At 73.2% G+C, this 23,210-nt stretch carries 21 protein-coding genes; 11 read left to right on the top strand and 10 right to left on the bottom strand.

Annotation, left to right across the window (positions count from 1 at the left end; all coding sequences use genetic code 11):
- The first annotated feature begins 79 nt into the window (after positions 1-79).
- The 7 genes from HUT19_RS09115 (at position 80) to HUT19_RS09085 (ending at position 9,033) form a co-directional block, all read left to right on the top strand.
- On the top strand, positions 80-805 hold the full coding sequence (locus HUT19_RS09115; protein ID WP_176179972.1) for a class I SAM-dependent methyltransferase: 726 nt from the start codon (positions 80-82) through the stop codon (positions 803-805).
- Between the two features lie 79 nt (positions 806-884).
- Positions 885-1,718, top strand: coding sequence for a M55 family metallopeptidase (locus HUT19_RS09110; protein ID WP_176179971.1), 834 nt, complete (start codon positions 885-887; stop codon positions 1,716-1,718).
- Positions 1,711-3,057: a M20/M25/M40 family metallo-hydrolase gene (locus HUT19_RS09105; protein ID WP_176179970.1), complete on the top strand. Its 1,347-nt coding sequence runs from the start codon at positions 1,711-1,713 to the stop codon at positions 3,055-3,057. The genes HUT19_RS09110 and HUT19_RS09105 overlap by 8 nt, the downstream gene beginning before the upstream one ends.
- A gap of 3 nt (positions 3,058-3,060) precedes the next feature.
- Positions 3,061-5,079: a prolyl oligopeptidase family serine peptidase gene (locus tag HUT19_RS09100; RefSeq protein WP_254885497.1), complete on the top strand. Its 2,019-nt coding sequence runs from the start codon at positions 3,061-3,063 to the stop codon at positions 5,077-5,079.
- Positions 5,080-5,247: 168 nt separating this feature from the next.
- Positions 5,248-5,988 carry a 4'-phosphopantetheinyl transferase superfamily protein gene (locus tag HUT19_RS09095; RefSeq protein WP_176179969.1) on the top strand — a complete coding sequence of 247 codons (741 nt, stop codon included), beginning with the start codon at positions 5,248-5,250 and terminating at the stop codon, positions 5,986-5,988.
- 166 nt (positions 5,989-6,154) lie between these two features.
- Positions 6,155-6,706, top strand: coding sequence for a GNAT family N-acetyltransferase (locus tag HUT19_RS09090; RefSeq protein ID WP_176179968.1), 552 nt, complete (start codon positions 6,155-6,157; stop codon positions 6,704-6,706).
- A gap of 110 nt (positions 6,707-6,816) precedes the next feature.
- Positions 6,817-9,033, top strand: coding sequence for a DUF5107 domain-containing protein (locus tag HUT19_RS09085; RefSeq protein ID WP_176179967.1), 2,217 nt, complete (start codon positions 6,817-6,819; stop codon positions 9,031-9,033).
- A 209-nt stretch (positions 9,034-9,242) separates the two neighbouring features.
- On the opposite strand, the gene HUT19_RS09080 is transcribed toward HUT19_RS09085, so the two are convergent.
- The 3 genes from HUT19_RS09080 to HUT19_RS09070 all read right to left on the bottom strand — a co-directional run bounded on the left by HUT19_RS09080 (position 9,243) and on the right by HUT19_RS09070 (position 11,225).
- Positions 9,243-9,596: a VOC family protein gene (locus HUT19_RS09080; RefSeq protein WP_176179966.1), complete on the bottom strand. Its 354-nt coding sequence runs from the start codon at positions 9,594-9,596 to the stop codon at positions 9,243-9,245.
- 233 nt (positions 9,597-9,829) lie between these two features.
- Entirely contained in the window at positions 9,830-10,639 is an 810-nt protein-coding gene (locus HUT19_RS09075; RefSeq protein WP_176179965.1) for a class I SAM-dependent methyltransferase, read from the bottom strand.
- A gap of 202 nt (positions 10,640-10,841) precedes the next feature.
- Complete coding sequence (locus tag HUT19_RS09070; protein WP_176179964.1) at positions 10,842-11,225, bottom strand: DUF2795 domain-containing protein; 384 nt, start codon at positions 11,223-11,225, stop codon at positions 10,842-10,844.
- Positions 11,226-11,587: 362 nt separating this feature from the next.
- Here HUT19_RS09070 and HUT19_RS09065 point away from each other — a divergent pair, with 362 nt between their 5' ends.
- Entirely contained in the window at positions 11,588-12,076 is a 489-nt protein-coding gene (locus HUT19_RS09065) for a phage holin family protein (protein WP_176179963.1), read from the top strand.
- Positions 12,077-12,109: 33 nt separating this feature from the next.
- Entirely contained in the window at positions 12,110-12,685 is a 576-nt protein-coding gene (locus HUT19_RS09060) for a TIGR03086 family metal-binding protein (RefSeq protein WP_176179962.1), read from the top strand.
- A gap of 85 nt (positions 12,686-12,770) precedes the next feature.
- On the opposite strand, the gene HUT19_RS09055 is transcribed toward HUT19_RS09060, so the two are convergent.
- The 5 genes from HUT19_RS09055 to HUT19_RS09035 form a co-directional block, all read right to left on the bottom strand.
- A complete protein-coding gene (locus HUT19_RS09055) occupies positions 12,771-14,870 on the bottom strand; it encodes a catalase (RefSeq protein WP_176179961.1) in 2,100 nt (699 codons plus the stop codon).
- A complete protein-coding gene (locus HUT19_RS09050; protein ID WP_176179960.1) occupies positions 14,867-15,415 on the bottom strand; it encodes a type 1 glutamine amidotransferase domain-containing protein in 549 nt (182 codons plus the stop codon). The genes HUT19_RS09055 and HUT19_RS09050 overlap by 4 nt, the downstream gene beginning before the upstream one ends.
- 125 nt (positions 15,416-15,540) lie before the next feature.
- Complete coding sequence (locus HUT19_RS09045; protein WP_176179959.1) at positions 15,541-16,644, bottom strand: enolase C-terminal domain-like protein; 1,104 nt, start codon at positions 16,642-16,644, stop codon at positions 15,541-15,543.
- Between the two features lie 31 nt (positions 16,645-16,675).
- Positions 16,676-18,511, bottom strand: a complete 1,836-nt coding sequence (locus HUT19_RS09040; RefSeq protein ID WP_176179958.1) for a thiamine pyrophosphate-requiring protein — start codon at positions 18,509-18,511, stop codon at positions 16,676-16,678.
- A gap of 4 nt (positions 18,512-18,515) precedes the next feature.
- Positions 18,516-19,481 (bottom strand): TIGR03557 family F420-dependent LLM class oxidoreductase, encoded by a 966-nt coding sequence (locus HUT19_RS09035; RefSeq protein ID WP_176179957.1) that lies wholly within the window; start codon positions 19,479-19,481, stop codon positions 18,516-18,518.
- Positions 19,482-19,716: 235 nt separating this feature from the next.
- On the opposite strand from HUT19_RS09035, the gene HUT19_RS09030 reads away from it, so the two are divergent.
- On the top strand, positions 19,717-20,511 hold the full coding sequence (locus HUT19_RS09030) for a SigB/SigF/SigG family RNA polymerase sigma factor (RefSeq protein ID WP_176179956.1): 795 nt from the start codon (positions 19,717-19,719) through the stop codon (positions 20,509-20,511).
- 64 nt (positions 20,512-20,575) lie between these two features.
- Here the strand turns inward: HUT19_RS09030 and HUT19_RS09025 are convergent, their stop codons facing one another.
- A complete protein-coding gene (locus tag HUT19_RS09025) occupies positions 20,576-21,751 on the bottom strand; it encodes a PAS domain-containing protein (protein ID WP_176179955.1) in 1,176 nt (391 codons plus the stop codon).
- A 136-nt stretch (positions 21,752-21,887) separates the two neighbouring features.
- On the opposite strand from HUT19_RS09025, the gene HUT19_RS09020 reads away from it, so the two are divergent.
- Complete coding sequence (locus HUT19_RS09020; RefSeq protein WP_176179954.1) at positions 21,888-22,676, top strand: ANTAR domain-containing protein; 789 nt, start codon at positions 21,888-21,890, stop codon at positions 22,674-22,676.
- Here HUT19_RS09020 and HUT19_RS09015 read toward each other — a convergent pair.
- On the bottom strand, positions 22,600-23,142 hold the full coding sequence (locus HUT19_RS09015; protein ID WP_176179953.1) for a hemerythrin domain-containing protein: 543 nt from the start codon (positions 23,140-23,142) through the stop codon (positions 22,600-22,602). The genes HUT19_RS09020 and HUT19_RS09015 overlap by 77 nt on opposite strands.
- Between the last annotated feature and the right edge of the window lie 68 nt (positions 23,143-23,210).

The raw sequence follows: 23,210 nt of genomic DNA, 5'->3' as shown, positions 1-23,210 counted from the left end.
TTGCCCGCGCCGGGAGGTGGCGGTAGGCAGCAGGGCAGCACGTCATGGTGTCGGCCGATGTCGGACCCGGGGAGCGGCGATGAGCGTGTCGGAGCGTTACAGGCAAGCGTGGGAGAGCTACTGGAACGAGACCTCGGACGCCCCGGGGGAGGCCATCTGGGACGTGGACCCGTCACTGAGCGCGGCCCCGCACGTGGAGCTGCTGGCGCCGTACGCCGACGCCGCGTTGCCCATCGTCGACCTCGGCTGCGGCAACGGCACCCAGACCCGCTATCTGGCCTCCCGCTTCCCGCGGGCGATGGGCGTCGACCTCTCGTGGGCGGCGGTGGAGCACGCACGGCGCGCGGACACCGCGGGCGTCGCGGAGTTCCGGCAGCTGAGCCTGACGGACCGAGAGGGCGTACGGGAGCTTCACGACGAGCTCGGGGACGCCAATGTCTACCTGCGGGCCGTTATCCACCAGAGCGACGCCGAGGACCGGCGCCCGGTCGCGGAGGCGGTGGCCACCCTGGTGGGGAAGCGCGGCCGGGCCTTCGTGGCGGAGCTGACGCAGGAGTCCAAGGCCACGCTGGGGCGGCTGGCCGGGGGCCCCGGCGGTCCGCCCGCCAAGCTGCGGCGCGTTTTCGACCACGGCCTCAGGCCCGCGGACGCGGCGGACACCGAGATACCGGAGCTGCTGGCGGCGGTGGGACTGGAGATCCTGGCGGAGGGGCCGACGGCGCTGGCCCAGACGGAGCAGTGGGCCGACGGCTCCCGGGTGGAGCTTCCGGCCCGCTGGTTCGTGGTGGGGCGGAACACGGCCTGACGGGACACGGCCTGACTGGGCCAGACCAGTTTTCCACAGGGCTGGTTCGTGTCCGTCCCGGCGCGTAACGTGACGAGGCATGAAGATCCTTATCAGCGCCGACATGGAGGGCGCCACCGGCGTGACCTGGCCCGCTGATGTGCTGCCCGGCACCCCGCAGTGGGAGCGCTGCCGCCGCCTGTTCACGTCCGACGTGAGCGCGGCGGTCGCCGGGTTCCTCGACGGGGGCGCGGACGAGGTCCTCATCAACGAGGCGCACTGGACCATGCGCAATCTGCTGCTGGAGGAGCTGGACGAGCGGGCCCAGATGCTCACCGGGCGGCACAAGAGCCTGAGCATGGTCGAGGGCGTGCAGCACGGCGATGTGGACGGGATCGCGTTCGTCGGTTATCACACCGGCGCGGGCACCGAGGGCGTTCTCGCCCACACCTATCTGGCCAACTCCATCACCGGTGTGTGGGTGGACGGTGTGCCCGCGAGCGAAGGACGGCTCAATGCCCTGGTCGTCGCCGAGTACGGGGTGCCGGTGGTGCTGGTGACCGGTGACGACCGCACCTGCGAGGACGCCAAGGGCTATGCGCCCGCGGCCCGTTCGGCCGCCGTCAAGGACTATGTGTCGCGCTATGCGGCGGTGTGCCGCACCCCCGCCCGGACCGCCGCGGACATCCGGGAGGCGGCGCGGGAGGCGGCGGCGCTGGCGGTGCGCCACGAGCCCGCGCGGGGCGGGCCGTTCACGGTGGAGCTGGAGTTCGACGCCGCCCATCTGGCGGGCGCGGCAAGCGTGGTGCCGGGGGTGGAGCCCAGCGGTGAGCGGCGCGTCGCCTACACCTCACCCACGATGTACGAGGGCATCCGGTGCTTCAAGGCGGTCACGACGGTCGTCTCGGCCGCGGTGGAGGAGCAGTATGGCTGACACGGAGCGTTCCGAAGCGATCGACGCACAGGCGCTCGACGAGGTGGTGCGGTTCACTTCCGAGCTGATCGCCATCGACACCACCAACCGCGGCGGCGGCGACTGCTCCGAGCGCCCGGCCGCCGAGTATGTGGCGGAGATGCTCAGCGATGTGGACATCGACCCCACCTTGCTGGAGCGCTCACCGGGGCGCACCAATGTGGTCGCCCGCATCGAGGGGACCGACGCCTCCGCGCCCGCGCTGCTGGTCCACGGCCATCTGGACGTGGTGCCCGCCGAGCCCGCCGACTGGACCGTGCACCCCTTCTCCGGCGAGGTCCGTGACGGGGTGGTGTGGGGTCGCGGCGCCATCGACATGAAGAACATGGACGCGATGGTGCTCGCGGCCGTGCGCGCCTGGGCCCGGTCCGGGGTCCGGCCGCGCCGGGACATCGTGCTGGCCTTCACCGCCGACGAGGAGGACAGCGCCGAGGCGGGCTCCGGCTTCCTCGCCGATCAGCACGCCGAGTTGTTCGAGGGCTGCACCGAAGGCATCAGCGAATCGGGCGCCTTCACCTTCCACGCCGGATCCGGGATGCGGCTCTACCCCATCGCGGCGGGGGAGCGCGGCACGGCCTGGCTCAAACTCACCGCGCGCGGCCGGGCCGGACACGGCTCGAAGGTCAACCGGGCCAACGCGGTCAGCAGACTGGCCGCGGCCGTGGCCCGGATCGGTGAGCACCAGTGGCCGGTGCGGCTGACGCCCACGGTGAAGGCCGCGCTGGCCGAACTGGCCGCGCTGCGGGGCGTTCCGGCCGATCTGGACGCGCCGGACCTCGACATCGACGCGCTGCTGGCCGCGCTGGGCCCCGCCGCCGCCCTGGTCGAGCCGACCGTGCGCAACAGCGCCAACCCCACGGTCCTGGAGGCCGGTTACAAGATCAATGTGATTCCGGGGAGCGCCACCGCCTATGTGGACGGCCGGATGCTGCCCGGTGCGGAGGAGGAGTTCCGCACCACCCTCGACCGGCTCACCGGGCCGGACGTGGACTGGGAGTTCCACCACCGCGAGGTCCCGCTCCAGGCGCCGGTCGGGCCGGACGCCCCGACGTACCAGGCGATGCGCGCCGCCGTGGAGCGCTTCGACCCGGGCGGCCATGTGGTGCCGTTCTGCATGTCGGGCGGCACGGACGCCAAGCAGTTCTCCCGCCTCGGCGTCCTCGGCTACGGCTTCTCACCGCTGCGGCTCCCCGAGGGCTTCGACTACCAGGCGCTCTATCACGGTGTGGACGAGCGGGTGCCGGTCGATGCCCTGCACTTCGGCGTCCGGGTGCTCGACCACTTCCTCCAGAGGGCATGAGCGATGCGACAGCAGTTGACGGCCGTCATGGCCCCCTACGGCACCTGGCACTCCCCGGTGGACGCCGCGCTCGCCGCCTCCCACGACGGCCATCCGGAATACCTGGGCAGCGTCGGTGAGGAGGTGTGGTGGACCGCGCCGCGCCCCGAGGAGGGCGGCCGCCGCACCCTGGTGCGGCTGCGGACCGACGGCGCGGAGCTGTCCGCCCTGCCCGTGCCGTGGAATGTGCGCAGCCGGGTCATGGGATACGGCGGCACCCCATGGGCCGCGGTGCCCCGCCCCGCCCGGGGCCCGCTGGTGGTCTTCGTCCACTACCCCGACCAGCGGCTGTACGCCTTCGAGCCCGATGCCCCGGAGGACGCGCCACCGCACCCGCTGACCCCGGTGTCAACGGTGGGCGGCGGGCTGCGCTGGGCGGACCTCCAGATCCACCCCGAACGCGGCGAAGTGTGGGGGGTGCTGGAGGAGTCCACCGGCGAAGGCCCCGGTGACGTCCGGCGGGTGCTCGCCGCCGTACCGCTGGACGGCTCGGCCGCCGGGGACCGCGCGGCGGTGCGGGAGCTGACCGACGCCCGGCATGACTTCGTCACCGGTCCACGGCTCTCGCCCGACGGCCACCGGGCCGTCTGGATCGCCTGGGACCATCCGCGGATGCCGTGGGACGGCACGGTGGTGATGCTCGCCGAGATCACGGCGGAGGGGACGTTCACCGCGGTGCGCCCCGTGGTCGGGGCGACCGATGAATCGGTGGCCCAGGCCGAATGGGCGCCCGACGGCTCGCTGTTGTTCGTCTCCGACCGCAGCGGCTGGTGGCAGCTCCAGCGCGTCGACCCCGACGGGGCGGCCGGCGGCGCCGTTGCGAGCACCACCCTCTGCGACCGGCAGGAGGAATTCGCGGGGCCGCTGTGGAAGCTGGGCCACCGCTGGTTCGCCCCGCTGCCCGGCGGGCTGATCGCCGTCCTGCACGGCCGGGGCGCCGCCGTGCTCGGCATCCTCGACCCCCGCACCGGTGAGCTGGCGGACGTCCCCGGGCCGTGGACCGAATGGGAGCCGACGCTCGCCGTGGACGGCACCCGGGTGCGGGGTGTCGCCGCGAGCCCCCGCAGCGGCCATGAGGTGATCGAGCTGGATGTCCGCACCGGCCACGCCCGGGTCATCGGCAGCCCGCACACCGACCCCGTCGACCCCGCCTACTACCCCGAGCCGCGGATCCGCACCTTCACCGGACCGGACGGCCGGGAGATCCACGCCCAGATCCATCCACCGCACAACCCCGACCACACCGCGCCCGAGGGCGAGTTGCCGCCCTATGTGGTGTGGGCGCACGGCGGCCCCACCTCCCGCGCCCCGCTCGTCCTCGACCTGGAGATCGCCTACTTCACCTCGCGCGGTATCGGGGTCGCCGAGGTCAACTACGGCGGTTCCACCGGCCACGGCCGGGCCTACCGCAACCGGCTGCGCGGCCAGTGGGGTGTGGTCGATGTCGAGGACTGCGCCGCCGTCGCCCGGGCCCTCGCCGACGAGGGCACCGCCGACCGCTCCCGGCTGGCGATCCGCGGCGGCAGCGCGGGGGGCTGGACCGCGGCGGTCTCCCTCACCGCCACCGGGCTCTACGCCTGCGGCACCGTCGTCTACCCCATCCTCGACCTCACCGCCTGGGCCACCGGCGGCACCCATGACTTCGAGTCCCGCTATACGGAGTCGCTGGTCGGACCTCCGGCCGAGGTCCCCGAGCGCTATCGCGAGCGTTCCCCGGTGCACCGTGCCGACCGGATCCGCGCGCCCTTCCTGCTGCTCCAGGGGCTGGAGGACACCATCTGCCCGCCCGAGCAGTGCGAGCGCTTCCTCGAGATCATCGCCGGGCGCGGCATTCCGCACGCCTATCTCACCTTCGAGGGCGAGGGCCATGGCTTCCGGCGCTCCGACACCATGATCCGCGCCCTGGAGGCCGAACTCTCCCTCTACGCCCAGACCTTCGGGATCGTCCGTACCGATGTCCCCACCCTGGACCTGAAGACATGACGTCGCCCGGCGCACCTCCCGGTCCGGCGCCCGGTCCGGACCCCCTCGGCTTCAGCCGCGTGTCGCCGAAGTTTGTCCGGAGCTCCGCTGCCCCGGGCCCCGCGACCCCGGTAGCGTGATCAGCCGTGACACCGGGCACATCGCCATCACCCCTTCTGGAGGAGCGAGTTGACACCCCCACGGTCCCCGCGCGTCGTCGGCGGTGAGCCGCTGCCCGCCGCCCTGTCCGGCACCTGGCCGCACGGCGGCCCCGAGACCTGGCTGCTCAGCGTCTCCGCGTACACCTCCGCCCCGGACACGGACGCGCCCGACAAGATCCTGGACGCCGAGGAGCGGGAGCGGGCCGGGAAGTTCCTGCGCGAGGAGGACCGCCGGCGGTACACCGCCGCCCATATGGGGCTGCGGCAGCTGCTCGGCGGCTATCTCGATCTGGAACCCGCCGCCGTGCCGTTCACCCGTGAGGCGTGTCCCGGCTGCGGCGGTCCGCACGGCCGCCCCGCGGTGCCCGGCCATCCGCTGCACTTCAATATGTCCCACGCCGGTGATCTGGTGCTGTTCGCCTTCGCGGGCTCCCCGGTCGGGGCGGATGTGGAGAAGCTCCAGCCCACCTCGGTGGTCGACACGGTCGCCGGGAGTCTGCATCCCTCGGAGCGCGCCGAACTGGACGCGCTCCCCCCGGACGACCGGCCCGCCGCCTTCGCCCGCTGCTGGACGCGCAAGGAGGCGTACCTGAAGGGCATCGGCACCGGGCTGTCCCAGGACCCGTCGGTCAGCTATGTCGGCACCGGTCCCGAGCCGGTGCCGGTGGGTCCCTGGGCGCTGCTCGACGTCCCGCTGGCCGACGCGGTCCCCTCCGGCTCCGCCTACGCGGCGGCCCTGGCCCTGCTGGACCCCGCCCGGGCGGCCTGACCCCGACCCACCTCGGCGACCGCGGCCCTCCGCGGCCCGGCCCGGGAGCGGTGGGTCCCATCCGCGGGCCCGGCGCCGCTTGGCCCGCGGCGGCGGGCGGGGCCGGGCCCGCGGCGGCGGGCGCGGACCGCTGGCGCGGGCCACCGCCCCGTACCATCATGTCCCCATGCCTGATCACGCGTATGTCGCCGAGGGAGCCCGCGCGGCCATCCGGCCCCATCGGCGCGAGGACCGCGCGGAGTTCATCCGGTGCGCCCGCGCGAGCACCGGATTCCACCGTCCCTGGCTGACCCTCCCCACCACCGACCAGGCGTACGAGGGGTTCATCTCCCAGCTGGAGCGCGAGGACCGCGAGGGCTTCCTCGTCTGTGTCCGCGAGACCGGCGCCCTCGCCGGATTCATCAACATCAACACCATTGTGCGCGGTGCCTTCCAGTGCGGCTCGATCGGCTACGGGGCCTTCGCGCCCCACACCGGACAGGGCTATATGTCCGAAGGGCTCGGACTGGTCCTGCGGCACGCCTTCGGCCCGCTCGGACTGCACCGCATCGAGATCAACATCCAGCCGGGCAACGAGGCGTCGCTGCGGCTGGTGAAGCGCCACGGGCTCCGGCTGGAGGGCTTCTCGCCCGACTTCCTCTACATCGAAGGCGCCTGGCGCGACCACGAGCGCTGGGCCATCACCAGCGAGATGCTGGACGACACCGGGGGCGCATGAGCCACCCCCGGTGCGCGGCCGCTCTGTTCACCGGGCCCGCGACGCGGTTCCATGGTCATCGGACGGTCGCCAAGCAGAGGTGACCCGAGGCAGTCGGAACGAGGCAGCCAGTGGCCACGACCGTGCGACGTACCACCCTGACCCTTCCCGCCGCCCCGCTCGGGCCCGGGAACCCCCTGCCCGCGCTGCGCCCGCTCGACGAGACCCATCGCGTCGACGAGCGGGTCCGCGCCACCCTCCCCGCCGATATGGCCCGTCAGGTCGCCTACCGCCCGCTGCGCTCGGTGCTCCCGGTGCGGCTGTACGACGGCTACGGCCGTGACCGCGTCCCGACCGCGCTCGACGCCCTCGTCCTCGAGAACGACCACCTCCGCGCCACCGTGCTGCCCGGTCTCGGCGGCCGGGTGCACTCCCTTCACCACAAGCCCACCGGCCGTGAACTCCTCTACCGCAACCCGGTGTTCCAGCCCGCGGACTTCGCGCTCAACGGCGCCTGGTTCTCCGGTGGCATCGAGTGGAACATCGGCGCCACCGGCCACACCACCCTGTCCTGCGCACCCCTGCACGCCGCCCGGGTGCCCGCGCCCGACGCCGCCGACGGGGGCGCGATGGTGCGGCTGTGGGAGTGGGAGCGGCTGCGCGACCTGCCCTTCCAGGTCGATCTGTGGCTGCCCGCGGACTCCGCGTTCCTGTACGTGGGCGTACGGATCCGCAATCCGCACCACCAGCCCGCCCCCGTCTACTGGTGGTCCAACACCGCCGTCCCCGAGAACGAGCACACCCGCGTCCTCGCCCCCGCCGACGAAGCCTGGCACTTCGGCTACACCCGCACCCTGAGCCGGGTCCCGGTCCCGCAGTGGAACGGCACCGACCACAGCTATCCGCTGCGCGGCACCCATCCCGCCGACTACTTCTACGAACTGCCCCAGGACGCACGCCGCTGGATCGCCGCCCTGGACGACCGGGGCCACGGCCTCGTCCAGACCTCCACCGATCTGCTGCGCGGCCGCAAGCTGTTCCTGTGGGGCGCGGGTCCCGGCGGCCGCCGCTGGCAGCGCTGGCTGACCGAACCCGGCACCGGCGGCTACGCCGAGATCCAGGCCGGGCTCGCCCGGACCCAGCTGGAGCACATCCCGCTGGACGCGGGGGAGGAGTTCGCCTGGCTGGAGGCGTACGGACCGCTGTCCGCCGACCCGGCCGCGGTGCACGGCGAGGACTGGGCGGCGGCCCGGCACAGCACCGAGGAGCGGCTCGAAGCGGCGCTGCCGCGCGCCGCCGTCGACGCCGCGTACCGCGCCTGGCGTCCGTACGCCGACGCCGAACCGGAGCAGCGCCTCGCCACCGGTTCCGGATGGGGTGCGCTGGAGATCGAGCGCGGCGGCCACCGGCTGCCGGGCACCCCCTTCGAGCCGGACACCCTCGGGGAGGAACAGGAGCCCTGGCGACGGCTGTTGCGCACCGGCGCTCTCCCCGCCTGGGAGCCCGGCCGCTCCCGGACCGACCCCGGTGCGTCCCTGGTGGCCCCGGCCTGGCGTGATCTGCTGGAGGCCGCACCGGCCACGGCCGCCGCCGAATACCACCTGGGTGTCGCCCAGTGGCACACGGGCGACCGGGCCCAGGCCGAGCGCAGCTGGGAGCGGTCGCTGCGCTGTGCGGAGACCCCGTGGGCCCTGCGCTGTCTCGCCGTCGCCGACAGTGAGTCGGGCCATCCGTCGCGGGCGGCGGAACGGCTGCTGCGCGCGGTACGGCTGGTGCTGACCGCCACCGACCGGGCCACCGCACCCGCCGCCACCGACCGGGCCACCGCACCCGCCGTCACCGACCGGGCCACCGCACCGGCCGGCGCCGGGGCCCCCGTCCCGGCGCCGGCAGCCGCGGACGCGCCGGGGGCGCGCGCCGCCGCCGTCTCACTCGCCGTGCCGCCCGCGCCCGCCGACTCCGGCAGCCTGGAGGCGGCCGAAGCGGCGCTGGGCCGCGAGGCGGTGGTCGCGCTGCTCGCCGTGGACCGCGCCGACGACGCCCGGGCGGTGCTCGACGCACTGAGCCCGGCCGTCCGCGCACGCGGCCGCTTCCGGCTGCTGCGTGCCCAGGTGCTGCTGGCCCAGGGCGACCCGGCGGCCGCCCGCGCCGTCTTCGACGAGGGGTTCGAGGTCTGTGATCTGCGCGAGGGCGACGAGGTGTTGAGCGATACGTGGTACGCGATCGCCGAGGCGCTGACGGAGCTGACGGCACCGTCGGGCGAGCCGTGGACGGAGCGGACGCGGGCCCGGGCGAGGGCGGAACACCCCCTCCCGGAGCCCTACGAGTTCCGTATGCGCCCGGCCTGAGCGCTCCGCGGGAAGTGCCGCGGGGGCCGTCATCGTCTGCGGCCGCGTCGTGGCCGGTCGTGCCCACGCGGCGGAGCCGCACATCGCCACAGCGCCGCGCCCCTTCGGGCCGCCACCGAACCGCACCGAGTCTCGGCGAGGCCGCTCAGACCCCGGCGCCGGGCCGACCCGCCATCACACGGCCCGGCGCCCCGTCGTCCGTCAGTCCGTCACTCCGCCGGGTTGCGGTCGACGTATTCGAAGACCGAACCGTCGGGGTGACGGGCCACCAGGGTGCGGCCCACGGGGGCGGGCAGCGGACCGGCGACGATCTGCGCGCCCACGGCGGTCAGATCGGCCACGGCCTCGTCCACGTCCTTCACCGCGAGCGTCGCCGTGATCTTACGGAGGATCGACAGCTCCGTCTCCGGGCCGCTCATCAGGAAGAAGCAGCCGACCGCCGCGACCGAGACACCTCCCCGCTGGAAGCGGAACGCCTCGGCGCCGGTCAGTCGTTCGTACACGGGGATCGCCGAGTCCAGATCGTCGACGCACACCCGCAGTGAAGTCCCGAGAATGTCCATGCGGGCGAGCCTAGTGCCGCGTCAGCCAAGGTTCGCCCGGTAGCGAGGCGTCCTGGTGTTGCGTGCGATCGCAAGGCGGCCGGAAAGCCCTCGTAGGGGCCTGCTCGGCCTTCGGCCGACGCAGCGAGAGGGGGCACCTCCCAGCGGTAGCTGGGGGAGCGTGCCAGCACGGCTGGCGGGGCGAACCTCGGCTGACGCGGCACGAGTTGACCTGACGAGCCCAGTTGAACGGGTCAGACGCGGCAGAGGAGTTCACTGTGCAGGACGGCGAACCAGCCGTCCCCGCACGCTCCCCAGGCCCGCCACGCGTCCGCGATCTCCCGCAGTTCGGCCTCGGTCGCATGGCCCCCGTCCACCGCCAGCCGGGCGTAGGAGGAGGCGACCGTACGGTCCGCCCACAGCCCGCTCCACCAGGCCCGCTCCTCGGGGGTGGAGTAGCACCACGCGGAGGCGGTCGCGGTGATGTCGGTGAAGCCCGCCGTCAGCGCCCAGGAGCGCAGCCGGCGCCCGGCGTTCGGCTCACCGCCGTTGGCGCGGGCGACCCGCTGGTACAGATCCAGCCACTCGTCCATACCGGGTACGGACGGATACCAGGCCATGGTGGCGTAGTCGCTGTCCCGCACCGCCACCAGCCCGCCCGGACGGCACACCCGGCGCATCTCGCGCAGTGCCCGCACCGGGTCGCCGACGTGCTGGAGCACCTGGTGGGCGTGGACCACGTCGAAGGAGTCGTCCGGGTGGTCCAGCTCGTGGACATCGGCGACCGCGAAGCGGACATGGGACAGCCCTCGTCCCTCCGCCACCGCCCGTGCCCGCTCCAGTACGCCGCTGTCGGCGTCGACCGCGGTGACCTCGCCCCGCGGGACCAGCTCGGCCAGGTCCGCGGTGATCGTGCCGGGGCCGCAGCCGATGTCCAGGATCCGCATATGGGGCTCGAGGTGCCCGGTCAGATAGGCCGCGGAATTGGCCGCCGTGCGCCAGGTGTGGGAGCGCAGCACCGATTCGTGGTGTCCGTGGGTGTAGACGGCCGTTTCCTGTGGCATGACGGAACTCCTCTTCGAGCCCTCGAGGTTGACGCTTCGGCCCTCGGCCGAAGCGGTCCCCACTCTACGACCGCATCTCGTATCGCGAGAGTGACGTCTCACTATGTGATGAGACAGCGGTATGTGAGAAGACGCGCGAACGTGGGGAGGGGCGATCGCCCCTCCCCTTGTCCGATGGTTCCTCCGGGCTCGTTCCGCGGCGCTACGCCCCGGGGTGCAGCCCGAGTGCCGAGACCACCTCCCCGACCGTGTGGTACGTGCGGTCCGAGGGCAGCTCCTCGGCGAGGGCGATCAGCTGGTCCGGGGCGTGCCGCTCACGCAGCGTGTTCAGCACGGTGCCGCGCTCCGCGGGGAACGTCGTACGTCCCAGACGCCGGGCGAACTCGAACCGCACGGCCTCCGCCTCGCCGCCGGTCCCGGGGGAGGGTACCGGTCCGGTCATGACCGCCGGGTCGTCGTCGGCGGCGGGCTCCGGGTCGTGCCATTCCTCCACCCGCGTGGGGTGCCCGGAGCGGATCAGGCCCTGGAGCTCGTGCTTCATTTCGTCGTCCCTGCGGACGCTCACCCGGTTGCTGCCTCGCTGCATGTCGGTCCCCTTCCTGGCGGGTCCGTTTCACCTCGGGCTGGTCGATGGCCCTGAGGTCCGATCACTCCGTTTATGCCCCCGTTCAAGCGGTACGACCGCTTTCGTTCGTCCCGCCGTGCCCCTTGCGTACCCGCCCCGGCGCCATCGACACGAGGTTCTCCCGATCGGATGTGATCCCTGTTCGCGGCAGGTTTGGCCGCTGCCGGGCGGGGGACCCGGAGATCGGCCGAGCGGCCCGCAGGGAGTGAGGAGCGGCGCCGGACGCGGGAAATCAGGGGCCCGCGTCCGGTGCCGCGGCCCTGTGCGCGCGGCGGGCGCCCGGCCCGGTGTTAGCGGTCCCGGCCCAGGGGTACCCGGCGCGCATGACTGACAAATCGGCCTATCCGAGAGCGGGCGACCCCGGGGGAGTGCCGCCGGCCGGTGAGCTGTCCGAGCCGGTCGCCCGGATCGTCCGCGAAGAAGTCCGCAAGGAGCTGCGCGTCGTACGCGACGAGCTGCGGGACGAACTGCGCGAGCAGTCCCGGAGCCGTACCGCCCGCCTGTGGTGCGGGGCGGCGGCGATCGCGTTCTACGCAGGGGGTGTTTTCAGCGCGTTTCTGGTTCTGCTGTTCGCCCTCGCGATGCCGGGGTGGGCGGCGGCGCTGATCGTCGGCGCGCTGCTGATGGTGCTGGCCGCGGTGCTCAAGAACTCCGCAGGGCGGCCGCCGCATGCGCACCGGCCCGCCGGGTCCCCGCAGACCCCGAAGGATCCCGCCGCGCCGCCCCCTCCCACCGCCCCGTCGGCACCGCCGGCCCCTCCGACGCCGCCCGAGCCGCCCGCCGAACCACCGGGCCCGCCCCACCGGGGCTGACGGCCGCCGGGGACGGCACGATGAGGGAGCACCATGGCTGATCAACCGCTGCTGGCCCGGTACGCCGAGGCGCTGGAGCTCTTCACCGAGCGGGTGCACACGATCGCCCCCGATCAGTGGGACGCCCCGACGCCCTGCACCGAGTGGACCGTACGTGACCTGGTGAACCACCTGGCGGTGGAGCAGATGTGGGTGCCGCCGCTGGTACGGGAGGGGTCGAACCTGGCCGATCAGGGCGACGCCCTGGAGGGCGATCTGCTGGGCGACGACCCCGTCGCCACCTGGGACGCGGTGGCGGCCGAGGCCCGCGAGGCCTTCCGTGAGCCCGGTGCCCTCGACCGGACGGTGGACCTCTCCTTCGGCGAGACCCCGGCCGCGCACTACTGCGCCCAGATGACGGCGGACGCGGCCGTGCACGCCTGGGATCTGTCCCGGGCCATCGGCGCGGACGAGCGGATCCCGAAGCCGCTGGTCGACTTCTCGGTGCGCGAGGTCGCACCGTACGCCGTCGACCTGGAGGAGAGCGGTCTGTTCGCCGCCCCGGTGGAACCCCCGCCCGGCGCCGACGCGCAGACCAAACTGCTCGCGCTCCTCGGCCGCGAGGCCTGAGCGCGAGCGCCCCGCGGGAAAGCCCAGCGCGCGGTTCCCCGAACCACGGCGACGCCGCCGTGGTTCGGGGTGACGCCGCCGTGGCTCAGCAGCGCACCGGGGGCCGGTCCCAGTAGCGGTGACCGGCGACGGCCTCGGCGAAGACCCGGGTGAACTCCTCGCTCGCCGCACCCGTCGTGGTGTCCGTGACCACCCCGCGGTCCGCGCACACATGGCCGTGGCCCGAGGCGATATGCAGTCCCTCCGGCTCCAGCGCCGCAAGGATCCCCACGCCCGAGCCCAGCGCGCCGATCGGCTTGCCGTGCCGGTAGGCGTCCCGGACGAACCGCATCGCCGTGCTGTCGGACGACAGGTCCGGGGTCCCGGCCGGGCCGCCGGGCAGCAGCACCGCGTCGTAGAGCACCGAGGCGACGGTCGGCAGCGCACGGTCCACCGGACAGCCGTTGCCGTCACTGCCCCGCACCGTGCCGTCGTGCGAGGCCAGGGCCTCCACCACGGCGCCCTGTGCGGACAGCGCCTCCTTCGCCTGCCCGAGCTGGGTGGTGTCCACCCCGTCGGTGACCAGCACCGCGATCATGCGGGTGCGGATCGAGTGGTCCCCGCGCAGATTGTCCAGGCTGAGCGCGGGGGAGGCCACCGGCTTGTGGTCGTTCCCGCCGGGGTCCGGCATGGCGACCCCGATGCCCTCGGCGACCGAGGTGGCCAGGCTGTAGTCGATATGCGCCAGCTCGCCGACCGTCCGTTCCCGGATCTCCACCGTCCCGACCTTGCCCAGCTCGAAGCGGAAGGCATCGACGATATGCCGACGCTCCCAGTCGCTCATGCTGTTCCAGAACAGCGCCGCCTGGCTGTAGTGGTCCTGGAAGCTGGCGCTGCGCTTGCGGATCTTGGCGCCGTCGACCCGCTCCGCGTAGTGGGAGAAGGCGTAGCCGTCCGGCCCGGCGATGGCCGGGCAGCCGCCGCCCAGCGAGTTGGGGGAGTAGTTGGTGCCGGTGTGGATCGCGGTCTGGTGATAGCCGTCGCGCTGGTTGGTACGGACCGGGGCGACCGGCTGGTTGACCGGGAGCTGGGCGAAGTTGGGGCCGCCCAGCCGGATCAGCTGGGTGTCCAGGTAGGAGAAGTTGCGGGCCTGGAGCAGCGGGTCGTTGGTGAAGTCGATCCCGGGCACCACGTTCGCGGTGTGGAAGGCGACCTGCTCGGTCTCGGCGAAGAAGTTGTGCGGATTGCGGTCCAGCACCATCCGGCCGATCGGCCGCACCGGCACCTGCTCCTCCGGAATGATCTTCGTGGCGTCGAGCAGATCGAAGTCGAAGCTGAACTCGTCCTCCTCCGGCACCAGTTGGACGCCCAGCTCGTACTCCGGGTACTCGCCCGCCTCGATCGCCAGCCACAGATCGCGCCGGTTGAAGTCCGGGTCCCGGCCCTGGCACTCCTGGGCCTCGTCCCACACCAGCGAGTGCACACCCAGCTTGGGCTTCCAGTGGAACTTGACGAAGGTGCCCTTGCCGCGCGCGTCCACGAAGCGGAACGTGTGCACCCCAAACCCCTGCATCATGCGGTAGCTGCGCGGGATCGCCCGGTCCGACATCAGCCACATCATCATGTGCATGGTCTCGGGCTGGAGCGAGACGAAGTCCCACAGCGTGTCATGGGCGGACGCGCCGGTGGGCATCTCGTTCTGCGGTTCGGGTTTGAGCGCGTGCACGAAGTCGGGGAACTTGATGCCGTCCTGGATGAAGAAGACCGGCATGTTGTTGCCGACGAGATCGTAGTTGCCCTCCGAGGTGTAGAACTTCGTCGCGAAGCCCCGGACGTCGCGGACGGTGTCCGCCGATCCGCGCGGCCCCTGCACGGTGGAGAACCGTACGAAGACCGGGGTGCGCACGGACGGGTCCTGGAGGAAGGCGGCCCGGGTGAACTCCGCGCAGGACTCGTACGGTTCGAAGTAGCCGTACGCTCCCGCGCCCCGGGCGTGCACCACCCGCTCCGGGATCCGCTCGTGGTCGAAGTGCATCATTTTTTCGCGGAAGTGGAAGTCCTCCATCAGCGTCGGGCCGCGTTCACCCGCCGACAGCGAGTCATCGGTGTGGTCGACCGCCACGCCCTGGTCGGTGGTCAGCGGACCCTCGGCGGGGTCGGCGGCCCGGTACGCCTCACGCTGCCGTTCCTTCCGGTCGTCCGTCATGGTGAGGCTCCCTTCTTCGCGAACTCCTCCAGGAACGCCTCGTCGAACGCCTTGAGGTCGTCCGGCTTACGGCTGGTGATCAGTGTGTTGGGGCCATCGGCGCAGATGCTGACCTGCTCGTTCACCCAGGTCCCGCCCGCGTTGGTGATATCGGTGCGCAGGCTCGGCCAGGAGGTGAGGGTACGGCCGCGCACCACGTCCGCCTCCACCAGCGTCCAGGGGGCGTGACAGATGGCTGCCACCGGTTTGCCCGCGTCGAAGAAGCCCTTGATGAAGGCCACGGCCTTGTCGTCCAGCCGCAGCAGATCGGGGTTGGCCACCCCGCCGGGCAGGACGAGCCCGTCGTACTCCTCGGCCGTCGCGTCCTTCACCACCTGGTCGACCTCGAAGGTGTCCGCCTTGTCGAGGTGGTGGAACGCCTGCACCCGGCCGGGCTTGGTGGAGACCAGCCGGGGCGTACCGCCGGCGTCGCGTACCGCCTGCCAGGGATCGGTGAGTTCGACCTGCTCGGTGCCCTCCGGGGCGACGAGAAAGGCGACCTTCATGGGTGTCACGTCCTTCGCTCGGAATCCATGCGTCCGGCCGAGCGGGTAGCCAGCGGAGCAGGGGGCGAAACCGGTAAGACCGGATGCGTGCGAGGGTGTGATCACCGGCCCGGGCGGCGGCGTGGTCACAAAACGCGATACGGCGCGGCGATCCGGTGCCGGAAGCTCAGCCCGTGTCCCGGTTCGCCGCTCGCGCCCGGCCGCACCGACCCGCCGCTCGGGTCCAGGGCGCCCGCGAACAGCGTGGACTCGATACGCGCATGATCGTGGAACCATTCTAGGTGGCGCAGATTGGGCACGCACGCGGCCACGTGGGCATGGGCGTGGGGTGCGCCCTGGCCGGAGATCTCCAGGCCCACGGCCTCGGCGAGGGCCGCGGCGCGCAGCCAGACGGTGAGCCCGCCGCAGCGGGTGGCGTTGGCCTGGAGGCAGTCCACCACCGGGGTCAGCCGGGCGAAGTCCGGCAGTACCGAGCCCTGGGCGCCCGCCGCCACATCGCAGACCACCAGGTCGCGGACGATCCGCAGCCCCTCCAGGTCCTCGGCGGGGACCGGCTCCTCGAACCAGCCCACCCCGCGCTCGGCCGCGGCATGGCCCACCCGCACCGCCTGCTTGCGGGTGTACGCACCGCCGGCGTCCACGTACAGCTCGGCATGCGGGCCGATGGCGTCCCTGGCGTGCCCGACCCGGGTCAGATCGCGTTCCACGTCCCGCCCGCGCGCCTCACCGACCTTGATCTTGACGCGCTCGATGCCCTGGCCGTGCACCCAGCCGCTGAGTTGGCCGGCCAGATGGGTGTCGTGGTACGTGAGGAAGCCACCGGAGGCGTAGACGGGCACCGTCTCGCGCACCGCGCCGATCAGCCGGACCAGCGGCAGCCCCAGCAGCCGCGCCTTGAGGTCCCACAGCGCGATGTCCACCGCGGAGACGGCGCGGGCGACCAGCCCGGGGCGGCCCGCGGTGTGCGCGGCGTGGCCCATGGCCTGGTACGCCCCCGCGATGTCCAGCGGGGAGCGGCCGAGGACGGCGGTCCGCAGCAGATCGCCCACCAGTGACCCGGCGTCGGCGGGCGCGTAGGTCCAGCCGAGGCCGGTGGTCCGCCCGCTACGGGCCTCCACCACCACCACGGTGGTCTCGTGCCAGGCGAGTCCGGCGTCCGCCTCGGGGGCCTCGGTCGGCACGGTGTACGCCGTGACATCGAGCCGGTCGATCAGCCGGTCGGCCGTCATGCCTCGGGCGCCCTTCGCGGTGCACACGCCGTCATGTGCCGTCCCCCTCGGGTGTTGTACCGCGGTCCGGGCGATGGCCGCGGTGCGGCAGGAACTCCCGCGCCCTGGCCCTGATCCCCGGGCGGACCGCGGCCGCCGCCCCGTCCGGCTCGCCCGTGTCGTCCGGCTCCACCGGGGCCTCCAGCCGTTCCCAGGAGGCGTCCGGCGGGATCAGCGGTGCCCCGGGGTCGGTGAGGAACTCCACGACCACCGGGCCGTCCGTGCCCAGCGCCTCGCGCCACGCCGGTTCGACGTGTGCGGACTCCGCCACCCGGATCCCGGTCAGCCCGAGGGACTCGGCGAACCGCGCGTAGGGCACCTCGGGGAGCGCCTCCTGAGGGGGCGGGAAGCGGGGCCCGCCGTCCGTCGCGCACCCCTCCCCGGTCATCAGGTCCAGGTCCTGGTGGTGCCAGACGCCGATCACCAGCCGCGGGTTCTCCCAGGCGTCGCGGTACGCGGCCGCCGTGATCAGCTCGGCCATGCCGTTCGTCCGCATCGCGCCGTCCCCGACCAGGGCCACCACCGGCCGATCGGGCCGGGCGAACTTCGCCCCGATCGCGTACGGGACGGCGCAGCCCGCCGTGGCGAGGGTGCCCGACAGCGAGGTGCGCAGCTCGCCGCGCATCCGCAGATGGCGCGCGTACCAGTGGGTGACGGCGCCGGAGTCGCAGGTGACGAGGGCATCCGGGGGCAGCAGCGGATCCAGGCAGTGGGCCACGTACTCGGGGTTGAGGGCACCGGCGGCCGGCGCGGCACGGTGTGCCATCGCCCGGCGCCACCGCTGGACGCCCACGATGATCTCTTCCTGCCAGTCGCGGGACTCGGTGCGGTGCAGCAGGGGCAGCAGCCGCAGCAGGGTCTCCCGGGCATCACCGACCAGATTGACCTCGTACGGATAGCGCAGCCCGATCATATGGGGGTCGAGATCGATCTGAACCGCCCGCACCGTGCCGAACGCGGGGAGGAACTGGGCGTACGGAAAGCTGGAGCCGATGGTCAGCAGGGTGTCGCAGTCCCTCATCAGCTCGTAGGAGGGGCGGGTGCCCAGCATCCCGATCGGCCCGGTGACATAGGGGAGTTCATCGCTGAGCGCGTCCAGGCCGAGCAGGGCCTTGGCCACGCCCGCGCCGATCCGTTCGGCCAGTTGCCGGACCTCGGCGCCCGCCCGGGCGGCGCCCCGGCCGATCAGCACGGCCACCCTGTCGCCCGCGTTGAGCACATCGGCGGCCCGCTCCAGCGCGGCGGTGGACGGCACCGCCGACCAGCCGCTGCGGTCCAGGCTGGAGGGCACCTTCCCGAACTCCTGGGCGGGCGGGGTGTACTCCAGCTCCTGCACATCGGCCGGGACGAGCACGGCGGTGGGGGCGCGGCGGGCGTAGGCGGTGCGGATCGCCCGGTCCAGGACGTTGGGCAGCTGCTCGGGGACGGTCACGGTCTCCAGGAAGCCGGCGGCGGCGTCCTTGAACAGGCTGTGCAGATCCACCTCCCGCGGGTACGAGCCGCCCATCGCGCTGCGGTGGGCCTGCCCGACCAGCGCCACCACCGGGACATGGTCCAGCTTGGCGTCGTACAGCCCGTTGAGGAGGTGGATCGCACCGGGGCCCGAGGCGGCCGCGCACACCCCGAGCCGCCCGCTGAACTTGGCGTAGCCCACGGCCTCGAGGGCGGACATCTCCTCGTGCCGGGACCGGATGAACCGCGGTTCGTGCTCCGCCCGCTCCCAGGCCGCGAGCAGTCCGCCGATGCCCTCGCCGGAGCAGCCGAAGACATGCCGTACGCCCCACTCACCGAGCCGGGCGAGGAGTTGGTCGGCCACGGTGCTGGTCATGGCCTCAACCCGGCAGCTGCGGCAGCACTTTGGTGCGGTAGAAGTCGAAGAAGCCGCGCTGGTCGGGGCCGATCTGGTTGATGAAGACGGTGTCGAAACCGGCCTCGGCGTACGCGGCGAGCGCGCGGGTGTGCGCTTCGGGATCGTCGCCGCAGGTCACCCGGGCCGCCAGATGTTCGGGGGTGACCAGCTCGGCGGCCCGCTCGAAATGGGCCGGGGTGGGCAGCAGTTGGGCGAGCTCCCCGGGCAGCGCCAGGTTCGGCCACAGCCGGTGGGCGGTGCGCAGCGTCTCGTAGGAGTCCGTGCCCCAGCACACCTTGAGTCCGCCGCGCACGGGTTTGGAGTTGCCGCTCGCGCCGCTGCCGCGCCGGAACCGCGCCACCATCTCCGCGTCCGGGACCATGGTGATGAAGCCGTCGCCGACCCGTCCGGCCAGCTCGGCGGCGGCCGGGCCGGAGGCGGCGATGTCGATGGGCACCGGCTCCTCGGGCAGCGTGTACAGCCGGGCGTTCTCCACGGTGTAGTGCTTGCCGTGGTGGCTCACCTCGTCCCCCTCGAGGAGCCGGCGCATCACCGAGACGGCTTCCTCGAGCATCTCCAGCCGGATCGACGCCTGGGGCCACGGGCCGCCCGGCACATGCTCGTTGAGCGCCTCCCCGCTGCCCACCCCCAGCCGGAACCGGCCCTCCAGCAGCACCGCGCTGGTCGCCGCTGCCTGTGCGACGACGGCGGGGTGGATCCGGATGGTGGGGCAGGTGGCCGCGGTCTGCACGGGGAGGCTGGTGGCCTGCGCCAGGGCGCCGATGACCGACCAGACGAAGGGGCTCTGGCCCTGGGTCCCGGTCCAGGGGTGGAAGTGGTCGGAGATCCACAGGGCGCTGAATCCGGCCTGCTCCGCCATGCGTGCCTGGTCGACGAGTGCGGCGGGTCCGTGTTCTTCGGCGGCCAGGAAGTAGCCGTACTCGGTCATGGGCCCTCCTCGAGGCGGGCAGCCGGTGCGACGGACGGCCGGAGTGCCGTGAAGAAAACCTGTTTCGGTCTGGTTTGGCACGGCCCTGGACGGGCACGCGCACGGTGTGCTTCGGACCGGAGGCACGCCACGGGAGCAGCCCGGCTGCTGGAGGCGTGTCTCGACCGGTCGCCATCTTTTGTCCGGTTTGCTCCTTTTTGGTGATCCGACCATAGCTCAAGGGAGACACCGGCGCATGACATCCGTACGAGCACAGATCCGACATCCGCACGAGGACGCCCCCGACACCTCCGCCGTCTTCCGCCGGATCGGCACCCTGCCCGACGGCCCCTCCAAGGAAGCCCTGCGGGAAGAGGTGGTCCGGGCCTGGATGCCGATGGCCGAACGGCTCGCCCTCCAGTTCCGCAACCGCGGTGAGGCGACCGAGGATCTGCGCCAGGTCGCCATGCTGGGCCTGGTCAAGGCGGTCAGGCGGTACGACCCCGACCGGGGTTCGGCGTTCGAGAGCTATGCCGTGCCGACCGTCGTCGGCGAGGTCAAACGGCACTTCCGCGACCATCTGTGGGGACTGCACGTCCCGCGCCGGGTCCAGGAACTGCGCAACCGGGTGCGCACCGCCGTCCAGGAGCTGACCCGTGCCCCGGACGACCGCGTCCCCGGCGTGGCCGAGATAGCCGCCCACACCGGGATGAGCGAGGAGGACGTCCGCGTCGGCATGGAGGCCCTGGGGAGCTTCACCACCCTCTCCCTGGACGCCGAACTGCGCGGCGCCGACGACGGATACGCGCTGGTGGACACCCTCGGCGCGGCGGAGCCCGCGTACGAGCGGGTGGTGCAGCGCGAATCCCTCAAGCCCCGGCTGCGGGCGCTGCCCGAGCGCGAGCGGGAGATCCTGTACCTGCGGTTCTTCTGCGGCGAGACCCAGAGCCGGATCGCCGACCGGATGGGCATCTCCCAGATGCATGTCTCCCGGCTCATCTCCCGCACCTGCGCCCGGCTGGGCGAGCAGGTCGGAGCCGACGCGTCCTGACCGGCGCACCGGCTCCGTACCTCACCGCCCCGGAGCGCTCAGGACCCGGGCTCGAAACCCGGGCTCACGAACCGGGCCGGGGACGCGGCAGCGCCAGCGCGATATGGCGGCCGACCCGGTCCGCCGCTCCCGCCTCCGCCATCGCGAACGCGGTCCGCGCGCCCGCCCGGAACAGCGTCAGCGCACCCCGGACCGGATCCGTCGGCGACGTGCGCAGGGGTACGCACAACAGCGAGGTCACCTCCTCGCGGACCAGTACCGGCGCCCCCGCGGCGTCCCGGCCGAAGGCCTCCGCGTCCGGAGGGCTCGCCCACAGCGCCGACACCCCGTCCTCCAGCGCGTCGAGCACCAGGGGGCAGTCGGCCGGGTCCTGTTCGGCCAGGGAGGCCGTCCGGTCGCCGACCGCCTCCGGCGGGCCGAGCGCCACCACCCGGCGCGGGGCCCCGGCGGGATCCTCCGGCGCCAGATCGGCGATCACCCAGTCCGCGAAGCGGCCGTGCAGCACCTCCGCCGCCCGCGCCAGCACCGTTTCCGGCCCGCCGTCGGCCGACGACGCGCCCTCCAGCAGCGCCGCGGTCATGTCGTCGACCAGGTCCAGCAGCTCGGCATGGCGCGTCACCTCCGCCAGATCCGGCCCCGGCCGCGGCTCCCGCGCCCCCTGCGCACCGCTCGCCCCGGCGGGCACACCCGGCTGGAAGACCGCCAGCACCGCCGGATGCGGCTCGCCCGGCGGTTGCAGCACCGCCAGGGTCACCCGCAGCTCGCCCTCCGCCGCCGGCTGCGAGAGCCGCACCGTCAGACTGCGGCCGCCCTCGCCCCGCGCCACCGCCGCCACCTGGGAGCGCAGCGCCGCCTGCCCGTCCCGCCGCAGCGAGGACGTCAGCGGCCGCCCGGTGGCGTATCCGGCCCGGGTGTTGAACAGCCGGGTCGCCGCGTCGTTCATCCGCCGTACGACGGCCTCCCGGTCCAGCAGCACCGCCGCCACCGGCAGTCCCTGGAACAGCGCCCGCAGCAGCTGCTGCTCACGGGCGTCGGACCGCGCCCCGTCCGGGGCGCGAGCCGCCGCGGCCAGCTCCTCGTAGCGCGGCACCAGCACATCCACCACGTGCTGGAGCTCGAAAAGAGCGGCGTCCAGTACGGACGGCCGCTCCTGCGCGGGTGCAGCCCGCGCGGTTCTCAGTTCCTCGACCCGTCTGCGGAAGTCTGTGAGCTCCGCGCCGAACTCCTGCGCCCCGGTCATGGCCACACCGTAGCGTGATCGTCCCCGGTCCACGCCCCGGGCGTGGTTTTCCGCACACCGCCGTGGGAAGCCGCACCGTAGAGAGGGCCGGGCCGCACGGGGTCACGGCCACCCACGGAAGACGAAGGGACGGGCGATGCCGGACCGCAGCCACAGCCGCCCGGCCTGCCAGACCGACGCGCCGTTCCTCGGCCGGGGGCTGGCCGACCTCGCCGGACAGGCCCTCGCCCAGAACCCCACCGCATGCGGGGCCGCCGCCACCGCGGCGGCCGCTCCGGACGGGTGCGGCAGCGCCGACAGCGGCCCGACCACGGCGGCCACCCACCCCGATCTCTCCCCGCTGGTCTCGGTGCAGCTGAGCACGGGGGAGGGCCCGATCCCCGAGGCCCAGGACGGCGGCTGCCCGGTCGGCGCCGACGATCTGCTGCGCGACACCCGCTGGCCGCGCTTCCGGGCCTACGCGCTGGACGCGGGCATCCGGTCCACCGCCACCCTGCCCTTCGAATGCGACGGGCTGAAGGTGACCGTCTCGCTCTACGGGCTGCGCCCCGGCCCCCTGGAGGAGGCGGCCCGCGGCACCACCGAACTGCTCGGCGACCTGGCCACCGAGAGCCTGGCCCGCGACCGCCTCTACCGCGACGCCCTCGCCCAGGTCGACCAGCTGGACGCGGCGCTGCGCTCCCGCCCGGTCGTCGACCAGGCGTGCGGCATCGTCATGCATGTGCTGGGCTGCGGTCCGGACCAGGCGTTCGACCTGCTGCGCCGTACCTCCCAGCGGACCAACCGCAAGCTCACCGAACTGGCCGGGACCGTGGTGCGGACCCGGGGCCGCGGTCTGGAGAAGGACCTCATCGCCCTCGGCCGGTCAGCTGGTCCCGGACGCGGTCGGCGAGGGTCCGACCCGGCCCCGGAGCTTCCGGGCTGAGCGGCGGCGCCGCCCGCGCCGCGGCCGTCGTCTCCCCGACGCGCAGGCCCAGGGCCAGCAGCTCCTCGGGGGTGAGCCGTTCCCGCAGCTCGGGGAAGACCAGGTCCTCCTCGCCGCGGATGTGCATGGACACCACGTCCATCAGCCGCCGCACCAGCGGGTCGAACTCCCGGTCCCGGGGGTCCAGCGCGTCCAGGTCGGCCAGGATCCGTGCCGCCTCCGCCAGCTCCTCGATCTCCTCGTCCGCGACCTCGTCGCCGTCCGGCAGGGCCGTGCGCACCGTCGGATACAGATGGGCCTCCTCGGCGACGGAGTGCCGCACCACCTCCACGGTGATCCGCTCGACGAGCCGCCGCCGCTGGGCCGGATCCCCGGCGTTCCGGTAGCCGTCGAAGAGCTCCTGCACCTGACGGTGGTCCGCGGTGAGCAGCTCCACCACATCGCGTTGTCCGGGCATCGCTGTCATGGCGCCCGGGTGCCCCGGCCCGGTCCCGCGAAACGATGCCGGAGATCTGCGAAGGTGGACGGGTCGGC

Origin of the sequence: Streptomyces sp. NA02950 (assembly GCF_013364155.1) — a bacterium.
Classification (GTDB): Bacteria; Actinomycetota; Actinomycetes; order Streptomycetales; family Streptomycetaceae; genus Streptomyces.
Note: the sequence above shows the minus strand (reverse complement) of the source record. Positions and strands in the feature narration are given on the sequence as shown.